This is a genomic window from Nonomuraea sp. NPDC001684, assembly GCF_053596515.1.
Genome location: NZ_JBSFGJ010000293.1, coordinates 1 through 11,835, shown reverse-complemented (window position 1 = coordinate 11,835; position 11,835 = coordinate 1). Strand labels below are relative to the sequence as shown.

Below are 11,835 nucleotides of genomic sequence, written 5' to 3'. Positions count from 1 at the left end.
GGCGGCCGGTCTGGAGGTGTGGTTCGCGCCCTTCCCCGTGGACGCCACCCCCGAGCAGGCCGTCGCCCTCTACGCCGACTGCGCCGCGCGCGCCGAGTCCCTGCGCCGCACCGGCGCCGAGGTGGTGCTGGTCGCCGGGTGCGAGACCAGCGCGTTCTGCCACGGCTTCATCCCCGGCGCCACGTACGGCGAGCGCCTGCAGGCCATGACGACGGCCGACCTCGCCTGGTGGCAGACGACGGCCGCCGACGTCGCGCCCCGCTTCAACGCCTTCCTGGCCGAGGCCGCCGCGGCGGTCAGGGCCCGGTTCGGCGGCCGGCTCACGTACGCGTCGGGCCCCTGGGAGTTCGTCGACTGGACGCCCTTCGACATCGTCGGCGTCGACGCCTACCGCGCCGCCCACAACGCCGCCGACTTCCCCGCGGAGGTGCGCGCCCACTTCGCCCACGGCAAGCCGGTGGCCGCCACCGAGTTCGGCACCTGCGCCTACAAGGGCGCGGGGGAGCGGGGCGGCTCGGCGTGGCTGGTGCCCGAGGGAGCCGTGCCCGACGAGGGCGAGCAGGTCCGCTACTTCGCGGAGTTGCTCGACGTCTTCGAGGCCGAGGGCCTGGCGGCCGCGTTCTGGTTCACCTTCGCCGCCTACAACCGGCGCGGCGCCGACGACCTCGGCTCCTACGGCGTGGTCAGGATGCTCGACGAGACCCGCTGGGAGCCCAAGGAGGTCTTCGCGGCGCTGGCGGCTAGGTATTCGCGCAGGTGAAGATGGCCGTGCCGGGGATGTGCCGGCCGCGCAGCGGGCTCCAGCCGCCCCACGCCCGATCGTGCCCCTGGGGCCACTCCGGCTCCAGCAGGCCGGTGAGGGTCAGCCCGGAGGCGGCCAGCAGGCCGATCCAGTCGCCCATCGTGCGGTGGTGCTCGACGTAGGAGGGGGTGCCGTCGTCGTCCCGCTCGACGTAGGGCGAGCGGTCGAAGTAGGAGCGGTCGGAGGTGAGCCCGCGCGGGCCGGGATCGTCGGGGAAGGCCCATCGGATCGGGTGGCTCACCGAGAACACGAACCGGCCGCCCGGCCGCAGCACCCTGCGCACCTCGCGGAAGACCGCCAGCGGGTCGGCCACGAACGGCAGCGCCCCGTACGCCGAGCAGGCCAGGTCGAAGGCGCCGGACGCGTACGGCAGCGACTCGGCGTCGGCCTGCGCCACGGGCACCCGCAGGCCGGTGTCGAGGTCGATGCGCTGGGAGTGGCGCAACTGCCGGTGGGAGATGTCGAAGGCGGCCACCCGGGCCCCCTGCGTCACCAGCCACCGCGCGCACTGCGCCGCGCCGCAGCCGATCTCCAGCACCCGCCGGCCGCGCACCTCGCCCAGGAGTTGCGCCTCGGCTTCGTCGACGCCCTCCGGGCACCAGACGAACCCGGTGTCCCGCAGGAAGCCGCCGTGCTCGACCTGGTAGTCGTCGGCGTTGCCGTCCCACCAGTGGCGGTTGGCCCGCGAGGAGACCGACAGCACTAGCGCATCTTCGGGCCGCGCGGCATGCGGGCCCCCTTGGGCATCGGGCCCTTGGGCATCGGCAGGTTCTTCGGCAGCGAGCGCAGCCGGTCCTTGACCTCGTTGACCGAGGGCTTCTTCAGGTTGCGCGGCAGCTTCATGATGTGCCGCTGGAGCTTGGCGATCGGCACCTGGCCCTCGCCGTCGCCGCACTGGATGTCGTAGATCTCGACGCCCAGCACCACGCGCGCGACCCGCTTCTTCTCGGCCGCGAGCATCTTGGCCACCCGGTTGCCGGGCCCCTCGGAGACCAGCACGACCCCCGGGAAGCCGACGACGAGGTGGACCAGGTCCTGGTCACGGTTGACCGCGATGGCCGGGGTGACCTGCCAGTTGCCCCGCATGCCCTGCAGGACCGCGGCGGCGGCGCCGGTCTGGCCGTGCAGGATCGAGTACTGGGCCTTCTGGGCGAGCTGGCCGAAGACGACCAGCCCGACGGTGAGCGCGGCCAGGACGCCGATGAACACCGAATACCACAGGTAGTCCGTGACCAGGCCGATCACGACGACCACAGCCAGCGTGCCCACCGCCGAGAGGAAGACGATCGGCATCCCCTTGGGATTGGCCTGCTTGATGATCTGCGCGATCATGCGGAGCTGCTTGATGCGCCCCGGCTTCTCTGGATCCTCGGACTTTGCCATGCTCAGAAGGATACAAACCAACTGGTGCACTATGGAAAACGCGACCGGCCTTTGTCGCTAGATCTTCACCGTGATCGACAGCCTCGGGTCCGCGACGTGGTGCGACGCCTGGAGCGTGTACTCGCCCTCGACCGTGCGCCAGCCGTCCTCCCACACCTGGAAGGCGCTGTCGGGCAGGAACACGGTCGTGATCACGGTCTCTCCCGGCCCGGCCTCGACCACGTCGAACCCGGCCAGGCGGCGGTCGGCGCCCCGGCAGAGGTAGATCTGCACGACCTCGCGGCCGAAGCGGTCGCCGGTGTTGGTCAGCGCGACGGTCACGGTCGTGCCCTCGGCGGCGATGGAGTCGTAGCTCCACGTCGTGTAGCCGAGGCCGTGGCCGAACCAGAAGGCCGGAACCCGCCCCGACCGCTCCCAGGCCCGGTACCCGATGAACGCGCCCTCGTCGTAGGCCACAGCGCCGTCCACGGGGGTGACGTCCGTGACGGGGGCGTCCGCGAGCGTCGCGGGCCAGGTGGTGGGCAGGCGGCCGCCGGGCTCGGCGCGGCCCGACAGCACGTCGGCCAGCGCTGACCCGGCCTCCTGCCCGGGGAACCAGGTCAGCAGCACGGCCGCGACCTCGTCCGCCCATGGCATCTCCACCGGCGAGCCCGCGTTGACCACGACCACCGTGCGCGGGTTGGCCGCGGCCACGGCACGGATCAGCTCGTCCTGGCGGCCGGGGAGCGCCAGGGTCTCGCGGTCGAAGCCCTCGCTCTCGACCTCCGGCGTGGTCGAGGCCACGACCACCGCCACGTCGCTGTCCGCCGCCACCCGCACGGCCTCGGCGATCAGCTCGTCCGCCCCCGGCGCCGGGTCGGCGTGGCCCAGCGTGTACGCCACGAACGCCATGCCCCCGAAGGCCCCCGCCGGATGCGTCACGCTCAGCTCGTACGACTCGCCCGCGGCCATCTCGACGGCGAAGCGCCGCTCCGGCGGCGACAGGAACGCGGCCGCCGGATCGCCACCTTCCGGCTCGATCGTCGCGTCGAGGACGGTCTCGCCGTTCACCGTGACGGTGAAGGCGCCCACGCCCGCCACCGACAGCTCGTGCCGGCCCGACGTGCCCGGCGTGTACGCCGCCCGCAGCCGCACCGCCCCGAGCCGCTCGCCGTCCACGTCCGGCGGCAGCTGGCCGACCCACCGCGCCTCGGCCGCCGCCAGCGGATGTTCGGCCAGCAGGCCGCCGCCCGCGTCGAGGAACTGCGCCACGACCGGGCAGGCCAGCGGCGCCAGGCGGATCCGCGGGTCGGTCCCGACGGCGTGCCGGACCTCGACGCCCTCCAGCGCGCTCAGCCCGGCCAGCGGCGAGACGATCCGGTCGGGGAAGACCTGGGCGCTGCCGCCGCCCATGACCCGGGCCTCGCCGGCCGCCGAGCCGATGAGCGCGAGCGTGCGCACGTCCCGCAGCGGCAGCACGCCGTCGTTGGTGAGCAGGGTGAACCCGCGCGCGGCCACCTCGCGGGCCAGCGCGAGTCCGTCGATGGGGCCGTCGATGGGGCCGTCGATGGGGCCGGGGACGGGCCGGTCCTCGCCGCCGCCGAGCGCGCCCGTACGCTGTGCCAGCCGCAGGACGCGCCGGACCTTGTCGTCGACCACCGACTCGGGCACCCGCCCCTCCCGGACGGCGGCCTCCAGCTTGTCCCCCCACGGGCCGAACGGGCCGGGCATGGCCACGTCGGTGCCGCCGAGGGCGGCGGCCTCGGTGCTGCGCACGGCCGTCCAGTCGGACACGACGAGCCCGTCGAACCCCCACTCGTCCTTCAGCACGCCGTTGACCAGGGCGGAGTGCTCGGTCATGGTGGTGCCGTTCACCGCGTTGTAGGCCGTCATCAGCCCCCACGCGCCGGCCCGCACCACCCGCTCGAACGGCCGCAGGTACACCTCGCGCAGCGTCTTCTCGTCGACCCGCACGTCCACGGTGAAGCGGTCGGTCTCGAAGTCGTTGGCCACGAAGTGCTTGGGCGTGGTGGCCACGCCGCCCTCCTGCACGCCCTCGACGTAGGCCGCGCCGATCTCGCCGGTCAGGTACGGATCCTCCGAGAAGCACTCGAAGTGCCGGCCGCCGAGCGGGGAGCGGTGCAGGTTGATCGTGGGCGCGAGCAGCACGTGCACGCCCTTGCGCCGGGCCTCCTGGGCCAGCAGCGCGCCGGCCCGCCGGACGAGCTCCACGTCCCAGGTGGCCGCGAGCGCGGTCGGGCTGGGCAGCGCGATCGACGGGTCGGCGGAGGTCCACTGCTCGCCGCGGACGCCGATCGGGCCGTCGCTCATCACGAGCCGGTCGAGCCCGATCTCGGGGATCGGCGGAAGGGACCACATGCCGGCCCCGGTGAGCAGGCGGATCTTGGTGGGGAGGTCGAGCCGGGCGATCAGTTCGTCGAGTTCCACGGCATCAGTGTTCACCAGAAAACCGAGCACTCGATAGGTTTGTGACCTTTACGTTACGCAAAGCCTGTCACCGGGCGAAGAACTCCAGCAACTCGGGCACCAGCGCCTCCGGCGTCACGGCGTGGGCCTGCTCCTCCAGCACCCGGTGCCGCGCCCCCGGCACGCCCGCCGCGACCGCCAGCGCCGCGCCCGCCATCCACCGGGGGCTCCGCTCCCCGCTCAGCACCAGCAGCGGCTGTGCGATCGCGGCCAGCGTGGCGGCCGGCAGCCGGTTGCCCGGCCCGAGGACGGCGGCCTCGTAGGCCAGCGTGCGGGCCACGCCCTTGAGGTGCGCCCACGACGCGTCGGCCCGCATCGCGGCCACGGCCTCGACCGGCACCTCGGCCGCCTCCACCATGAACCGCTCGACCGCCTCCTCCCAGCGGCCCGCTTCCACCAGCGCGTCGAGCTGCGCGGCGAAGTCGTCCGGCAGCGGGGGAGCGTCGTCGTCCACGTGGTACGGCGGCTCCCACACTGCCACCTTCGTGATGCCGAGGCCCCGGGCGGCGGCCTCCAGCACGAGCGCCGCGCCGGACGAGCCCCCGAACACCATGGCCGTCCCGCCCGCCGCCCCGATCACCGCCGCCAGGTCCTCGATCTCCCGCTCGACCGCGTACGGCCGGGTGTCGCCGCTGCCGCCCCGGCCCCTGCGGTCGTAGTTGACGACCGTGAACCAGGGCGCCAGCGCGGCGGCCACACCCGCCAGCGTGGGGTGCGCCCGGTCGCCGAACGCGCCGTTGACCAGCACGACCGCGGGCCCGGCGCCGTAGCTGTCGTAGGCCAGCACGGTGCCGTCCGCCGAGGTGGCGTGGCCGTTCACGCGGGCTGGACCAGGCAGAGGGCCTCCCAGTGGTGCCCGTCGAGGTCGGCGAAGCCGCGCTGGTAGCGGAACCCGGCCTCCTGCGGCACGCCGGCCGGGGTGGCGCCGAGCGCGAGCGCCTTGTCCACCAGCTCGTCCACCTGGGCCGGGTTCTCCATGCCGAGCACCAGGATGGCCTCGGTGCTGGTGGTGGCGTCGGCGATCTCCTTGGTGACGTACGTGGAGAACGTCGGCTCGGTGAGCAGCATGACCTGGGTCTGCTCGTTGACGAGCACCGAGGCCATGCCCTCGGCCATGCCGTACATCGTGAAGCCGAGCTCGGTGAAGAACTTCTGCGACCGGTCCAGGTCCTTGACCGGAAGGTTGAGGAAGAGCTGCATGTCGTGCTCCCAGGCATCTGAGGTGTTGTGGAACACCTTCAGTCTGCTCAGCACGACCCCGCGCGTCTTGGATCCCCGTGCCAGGACGGTTGACGATCAGCGCACGGGGTTGGCGCGCCGGAACTCGGCCGGCGGCAGCCCGTACGCCCGCTTGAACAGCCTGCTGAAGTGCGCCGAGTCGGGCAGCCCCCACCGCGCCCCGACCTCGCCGACCGGCAGGTGCCGGGCGCCCAGCAGATCGGCGCGGCAGCGCTCCAGCCGCCGGTGCCTGATCCAGGCGGCCACCGTCGTGTTCTCGGACTCGAACAGCCGGTGCAGGTAACGCACCGAGACGTGGTGCGCCTCGGCCACCATCGCCGGATCGAGGTCGGACCAGCCCAGACGCTGGTCGATGAAGGCGCGCACGCGCAGCAGCAGGGCGCGGCGGCGGGCGTCCTCGGGCACCGCGGCGGCTTGCTCGGCCCGCTCGGCCAGGGCCGTGGTGACCAGGTCCATCACCACCGTCGCCAGCCTGGCCGCGCTGGCCGGGGTGTAGTCGTCGTAGTCCTCGGTGACCCGGCGCAGCAGCGGCACGGCCAGCGCGCCGGCGCCCTCGCGCGCCGAGACGGGCACCGCGGTCAGCCGGGCCACGTCGTCGTACGGCAGCGGCAGCAGCTCGTGCGGGAAGCTGAACACCGCCAGCTGCACCGCCGAGTCGTAGGCGATCTCGTAGGGGCGGGTGAAGTCGTAGATGGCGAACTCGCCCTTATGCAGGCGGATCTCGCGGCCGTCCTGGCGCAGCACCGGGCTGCCCGAGACGGCCAGCACGGCCCGGTAGAGCTCGGGGTTGTCGCGGTGGATCAACTTGGCCGTGCGGTGGACGCTGTGCGGCGTGGACGTGCGCACCCGGCCCACGCCCACGGGGCCTAATTGCCCCAGCTCGATCTCGCCCCGCAGCGGCGCGCCGGAATCGATGCGCAGGTCGAGCGGCCCGAGCGTGTCGCAGACGATGCCGCGCCAGGCGTCGTGACGGCTGCGCGCGGGCAGGTCGCTGGTGCGGATCACGGTCGCCACGGCCTCGCCCTCCCTCGGCAGCCCTGCCATGCTAGGGACGCGAAAAGCCCCGGGCAACGGCCCGGGGCTCCGCTCAATCAAGATCAAGCGGGATCAGCTGGGATCAGCCTGGATCAGGTGGTCTGGCGGGCCGCGATGGCCTGCTGGTAGAGCCTGCCCGCGCGGTACGACGAGCGCACCAGCGGCCCCGACAGCACGCCGGCGAACCCGATCGCCTCGGCCTCGGCCTGCAGCTCGACGAACTCCTCCGGCTTGACCCAGCGCTCCACCGGGTGGTGGCGCGGCGTCGGCCGCAGGTACTGGGTGATCGTCAGCAGGTCGGTGCCGGCGGCGTGCAGGTCGCGCATCGCCTCGACGATCTCTTCGCGGGTCTCGCCCATGCCCAGGATCAGGTTGGACTTGGTGACCAGCCCGGCCTCGCGGGCCGTCGTGATCACCCCGAGCGAACGCTCGTAGCGGAAGGCGGGGCGGATGCGCTTGAAGATGCGCGGCACCGTCTCGACGTTGTGGGCGAACACCTCGGGCTTGCTGGAGAAGACCTCCTCCAGCTGGTCGCGGTTGCCGTTGAAGTCGGGCACCAGCAGCTCGACGCCGCAGCCGGGCAGCAGCGAGTGGATCTGCCGGGCGGTCTCGGCGTAGAGCCAGGCGCCGCCGTCGGGCAGGTCGTCGCGGGCCACGCCGGTCACGGTCGCGTAGCGCAGGCCCATCTGCTGGACGGACTCGGCGACCCGGCGCGGCTCGTCGCGGTCGTATTCCTTGGGCTTGCCCGTGTCGATCTGGCAGAAGTCGCACCGGCGGGTGCACTGGTCGCCGCCGATGAGGAAGGTCGCCTCGCGGTCTTCCCAGCACTCGTAGATGTTGGGACAGCCCGCCTCTTCACAGACCGTGTGCAGGCCCTCCCGGCGCACGAGCGATTTCAGCTCGGTGTATTCGGGGCCCGTCTTCAGCTTGGTCTTGATCCACGGGGGCTTGCGCTCGATAGGGGTCTCGGCGTTGCGCACCTCCAGGCGGAGGAGCTTTCGGCCATCAGGAGCAACGGTCACCCGTCCAGCTTACGTCCGCCGCGGAACCGGACCGGTCGAGGGTCAGGTGATGAGCCCGAAGCCGCGGATCGCCCTGGTGTAGTGGCGCAGCAGCTCCTCGTCGATCAGCGCGGACCCGGCGGTGTCCAGCAGCTCCGAGTGCGGCGCCGAGGTCAGCACGCCGTCGTCGGTGAGCCGGTGGCGGGCCAGCGCGCCCTGCCTGATGGCCGTGACGCTCTCGCCGCGCAGCGCCGCGGCCTGGATGGGCGCCAGGTAGCCGCCGGCGGCCAGGGCGCGCAGCTCGTCCAACTCGGACTCGGACACGACCCGCCGGGCGATCGCCTCGCGCCGCCGCTCGGCACGGGGCCGCCCGGCGCGGGCCAGCGCCGTCAGCGCGTACTCCGCCAGCAGCACCGGGCCGCCCAGCACCCGCCCGATCACCCGGCCGAAGAACCCCGCCGCCTCGTACGTCGTGCCGGGCTGGTCGATCGCGCCCAGCGACGAAGCGGCGATCTTGGCCTGGGCCTCCTCCCTGATCTTCAGCGGAGCGCTCGACCCGAGCAGCGCGTCGTGCCAGGAGGCCAGCGTGAACAGGGCGCCGTCCACGATCAGCTCCTCGGCGGCGGGGGTGCGCGCGTACGCGGTGGCCAGCAGCGCCACCCGCTGCCGCGGCGTCAGGGCCAGCCACAACGGCAGCCCGATGACCAGCACCGGCGTGCGCGGCACGCCCACATGGTCATAGACGGTCTCGGTGGCCAGGTCCCGGACCGCGACCTTGCGCGGCCTCTTGACGCGGGCCCGGTCGGCCACGCGGTCGGCCAGCGAGTACAGCTCGCCGGCCGCGGCGCGGTCGAGCACCTCGGCGTCGGCCGGCAGGCGGGGCAGGCGGGGCCGCAGGGCCCATCCCACGGCCAGGCTCACGCCGCCGACCAGCCACGCCACGAGGGAGTCGAGGTGCGCCAGCACGGCCCACGCGCCCAGCGCGAGGAAGGCCAGCGTGAGCAGGTGAACCAGGAGCGCGAGAACGAGAGCGGCGGAACGCTTCACACGGCGATGTTAAGCCGGAAAGATCCAGATTCAACCGCTGTTCGATGCCGATTCGGTCACCTGCGCAGCAGATCCTCCTCGTGCAGGTCGAACGGCTCCCTGCCGAGGGCGTCGGCCAGCCGCTTCTCGGCGATCGGGATGACCTCCTCGACCACGATCCGGCGGCCGGTCTCGGCCGACAGCGAGGAGACCCCCGCGTCGGGCAGCCCGCACGGCGTGATGCGGTTGAACCACCGGGGGTCGTTGGCGCAGTTGAGCGCGAACCCGTGCATCGTCACGCCGCGCGCGACGCGGATGCCGACCGCGCCGAGCTGCCGGTCGGGCAGCCCCAGGGCGACGTCGCCGGCCGCCCACACCCCAGGACGCCCCGGCACCCGCCGGCCGGTGACGCCGAAGTCGGCGCACACCTGGATCATCGTCTCCTCAAGGGCGCAGACGTAACGGGTCACGTCGGCGACGGCGACGATGGGGTAGGCGACGAGCTGGCCGGGGCCGTGCCAGGTGACCCGGCCGCCCCGGTCGGCGTCGACGACGGGGGTGCCGTCGGAGGGGCGGTCGCCGGGCAGGGTGCGCCTGCCCGCGGTGTAGACGGGGGCGTGCTCCAGGATCAGGACCGCGTCGCCCAGCTCGCCGGCGACCCGCTTGCCGTGCATCCAGCGCTGCAACGACCAGGCTTGCTCGTAGGGGACGTCCACACCAAGGCGGACGACGGCCAGCGCGTGGGGATCGTCCCCGTGGATGGGGCGCATGAGCCTATTGTGCCGTTCCCTCACCCTGTCCGGGTAATCAGGGGGTCAACAGGCGTGGCTCGATCCTGAACTCCTTGACGCCGTTGGAGCCGTCGTACTCCAGCCGGTACGCGTAGGCCCGCGGGTCGACGGTGACCGCCTGGATGAACTCGGTGCCCACGTAGTGCAGGGCGACGCCCTCGTCGGCGGCGTACCCGCCGGGCAGCTCGCCGGAGGCGACCGACTCCTGCAGCAGCGGGCGGCGCTGCGGCTCGGCGTTGTAGTGGACCCCGCACGAGTACGGCAGCAGCGCGAGCCCGTCGGCCCACGGACGCAGCGCCGGGCCGAAGGAGTCGGTGTTGCCGCCCACGTGCCAGCACAGGGCGCCCGCGCTCTGCCCGGACAGCACCACGCCGGCCCGCCAGGCCTCCTCGAAGACCTCGTCGAGGCCGTGCAGCCGCCACAACGCCATCAGGTTGGCCACGCTGCCACCGCTGACGTAGATCATGTCCTGTTCGAGCGCCCAGGCCCGCGCGTCCTCCACGTTGGGCATGGGGAAGACGGTCAGGTGGCTCAGCTCGACGTCCCAGCCGGAGAAGGCGCCGTACATCTTCAGCAGCCAGTCGGAGGAGTCGCCGACGGCGGTGGCGACCAGGCCGAGCTTGGGGCGGTCCTGGCCGGTCAGGTCGAGGCCGTACCGCAGCAACCCGCTCGCCTCGATGAAGTTGTGACGCTCGCTCGGGCGGAACGACCCGCCCCCGATGGCCAGAATGTGCGACTGCCCGGACCTGCTCATGTCGGATCTCCTGCGTGCTGAAGGACGAACGGCACCCTACAGTACGGCGCGCAGCGCCTCGTCGAGACGGGTATGCGTGAAGCCGTAGCCGCTGTCAAGCAGTTTCCGCGGGATCATGCGATGGCTCGGCAGCAGCCCCGCGCGGGCGAATTCGCCCACCCCGATGGACAGGGCGAACGCCGGTACGGGCATGGGGACTGTGCCTTTACGCAGGCATTTACCCAGAGTCCGGGTGAATTCTTCGTTGGTGACCGGAGAAGGGGACCCGAGATTGACTGGACCCTCAATATCCCGATTTTTCAGGATATGTAGTGCGGCGGCCACCCAATCGTCCAAGGAGATCCACGACCAGTACTGCCGGCCCGTCCCCAGCGGCGCGCCCAGCCCCATGCGGAAGATCGGCAACATGCGCCCGAGCGCCCCGCCGTGCCGGCTCAGCACCATCGCCGTCCGCAGCCGCGCGACCCGGCAGCCGGCCTCGGCGGCCCGCTCGGCCTCCCGCTCCCAGCGCTCGCACAGCTCGGCCAGGAAACCCTGACCCTTGCCCTGGCTCTCGTCGATCTCCCGGCTGCCCGTGTCGCCGTAGAAGTCGACCCCGGAGGCCGACAGCAGCACCTCGGGCGGCCTGCCGAGCGCGCGCAGGGCGTCGACCAGCAGCCGGGTGCCCTCTACGCGGCTGCGCACCAGCTCGCGCTTGTAGTCCGCGGTCCAGCGCCGGTCGCCGACCGAGGCCCCGGCCAGGTGCACCACGGCTTCGGCCCCTTCGAGCGCGGCCCGGTCGATCACCCCCGCCGAGGGGTCCCAGAACGCCTCTCCGGGCCCCGCGGGCTCCCGCCGGACCAGGCGGACGACCTCCCGCCCCTCGTCGCGCAGCGCCCCGACCAGCGCCGTACCGATCAGGCCCGACGCCCCGGTCACGATGATCGCCATGGCCCCACAGTACGCCAAAGGCCGGGCGGCCCCCCGAAGGAGCCACCCGGCCTCATGAACGATGACTACGCGAGCCCGAGCTGGGCCTCGAAGCGGCCCTCCTCCAGGCGACGCTTGATCGTCGTCAGGAAGCGGGCGGCGTCGGCGCCGTCGACCAGGCGGTGGTCGTAGGTCAGCGCCAGGTAGACCATCGAACGCACCGCGATGACCTCGCCCTCGGGCGTGTCGAGCACGACGGGCCGCTTGACGACCGCGCCGGTGCCGAGCATGCCCACCTGCGGCTGGTTGAGGATCGGCGTGTCGAACAGCGCGCCACGGCTGCCGGTGTTGGTCAGCGTGAACGTGCCGCCGGTGACCTCGTCGGGCGGCCCGGGTGTCCATCGGCGACCCCGAGGCCAACTAACCCAA

Annotated in this window: 13 protein-coding genes; 1 reads left to right on the top strand and 12 read right to left on the bottom strand. The window is 72.7% G+C overall.

Translation table 11 applies throughout. The annotated features are described in order from the left end of the window. Positions 1-760 (top strand): hypothetical protein (locus tag ACWCSD_RS35935; RefSeq protein ID WP_449921656.1); only part of this gene is annotated, 760 nt, incomplete at its 5' end. Here ACWCSD_RS35935 and ACWCSD_RS35930 read toward each other — a convergent pair. The 12 genes from ACWCSD_RS35930 to ACWCSD_RS35875 form a co-directional block, all read right to left on the bottom strand. Further along, on the bottom strand, positions 741-1,505 hold the full coding sequence (locus tag ACWCSD_RS35930; protein WP_397162265.1) for a class I SAM-dependent methyltransferase: 765 nt from the start codon (positions 1,503-1,505) through the stop codon (positions 741-743). The genes ACWCSD_RS35935 and ACWCSD_RS35930 overlap by 20 nt on opposite strands. After that, positions 1,505-2,185, bottom strand: coding sequence for a DUF4191 domain-containing protein (locus ACWCSD_RS35925; protein ID WP_352323051.1), 681 nt, complete (start codon positions 2,183-2,185; stop codon positions 1,505-1,507). Before ACWCSD_RS35925 ends, ACWCSD_RS35930 begins: the two co-directional genes overlap by 1 nt. A gap of 57 nt (positions 2,186-2,242) precedes the next feature. Beyond that, positions 2,243-4,612 (bottom strand): glycoside hydrolase family 3 C-terminal domain-containing protein, encoded by a 2,370-nt coding sequence (locus ACWCSD_RS35920; RefSeq protein WP_449921652.1) that lies wholly within the window; start codon positions 4,610-4,612, stop codon positions 2,243-2,245. Between the two features lie 67 nt (positions 4,613-4,679). Continuing rightward, positions 4,680-5,471 carry an alpha/beta fold hydrolase gene (locus ACWCSD_RS35915; protein WP_449921649.1) on the bottom strand — a complete coding sequence of 264 codons (792 nt, stop codon included), beginning with the start codon at positions 5,469-5,471 and terminating at the stop codon, positions 4,680-4,682. After that, a complete protein-coding gene (locus ACWCSD_RS35910; protein ID WP_449921647.1) occupies positions 5,468-5,905 on the bottom strand; it encodes a VOC family protein in 438 nt (145 codons plus the stop codon). Before ACWCSD_RS35910 ends, ACWCSD_RS35915 begins: the two co-directional genes overlap by 4 nt. 42 nt (positions 5,906-5,947) lie before the next feature. Next, on the bottom strand, positions 5,948-6,934 hold the full coding sequence (locus tag ACWCSD_RS35905; protein WP_449921644.1) for an AraC-like ligand-binding domain-containing protein: 987 nt from the start codon (positions 6,932-6,934) through the stop codon (positions 5,948-5,950). 83 nt (positions 6,935-7,017) lie between these two features. Beyond that, the gene (lipA, locus tag ACWCSD_RS35900) at positions 7,018-7,947 is read right to left on the bottom strand and encodes a lipoyl synthase (protein WP_352353393.1); all 930 of its coding nucleotides are present in this window, start codon (positions 7,945-7,947) and stop codon (positions 7,018-7,020) included. Positions 7,948-7,989: 42 nt separating this feature from the next. Beyond that, positions 7,990-8,973 (bottom strand): M48 family metallopeptidase, encoded by a 984-nt coding sequence (locus ACWCSD_RS35895; protein WP_449921641.1) that lies wholly within the window; start codon positions 8,971-8,973, stop codon positions 7,990-7,992. A 56-nt stretch (positions 8,974-9,029) separates the two neighbouring features. Further along, positions 9,030-9,722, bottom strand: coding sequence for a lipoyl(octanoyl) transferase LipB (lipB, locus tag ACWCSD_RS35890; RefSeq protein WP_358294179.1), 693 nt, complete (start codon positions 9,720-9,722; stop codon positions 9,030-9,032). A 37-nt stretch (positions 9,723-9,759) separates the two neighbouring features. After that, positions 9,760-10,497: a Type 1 glutamine amidotransferase-like domain-containing protein gene (locus ACWCSD_RS35885; RefSeq protein WP_397162260.1), complete on the bottom strand. Its 738-nt coding sequence runs from the start codon at positions 10,495-10,497 to the stop codon at positions 9,760-9,762. Positions 10,498-10,533: 36 nt separating this feature from the next. Continuing rightward, the gene (locus ACWCSD_RS35880) at positions 10,534-11,427 is read right to left on the bottom strand and encodes a TIGR01777 family oxidoreductase (RefSeq protein WP_397162259.1); all 894 of its coding nucleotides are present in this window, start codon (positions 11,425-11,427) and stop codon (positions 10,534-10,536) included. 65 nt (positions 11,428-11,492) lie between these two features. Further along, on the bottom strand, positions 11,493-11,835 hold a 343-nt coding region (locus tag ACWCSD_RS35875; RefSeq protein ID WP_449921637.1), incomplete at its 5' end, for a 2-oxo acid dehydrogenase subunit E2.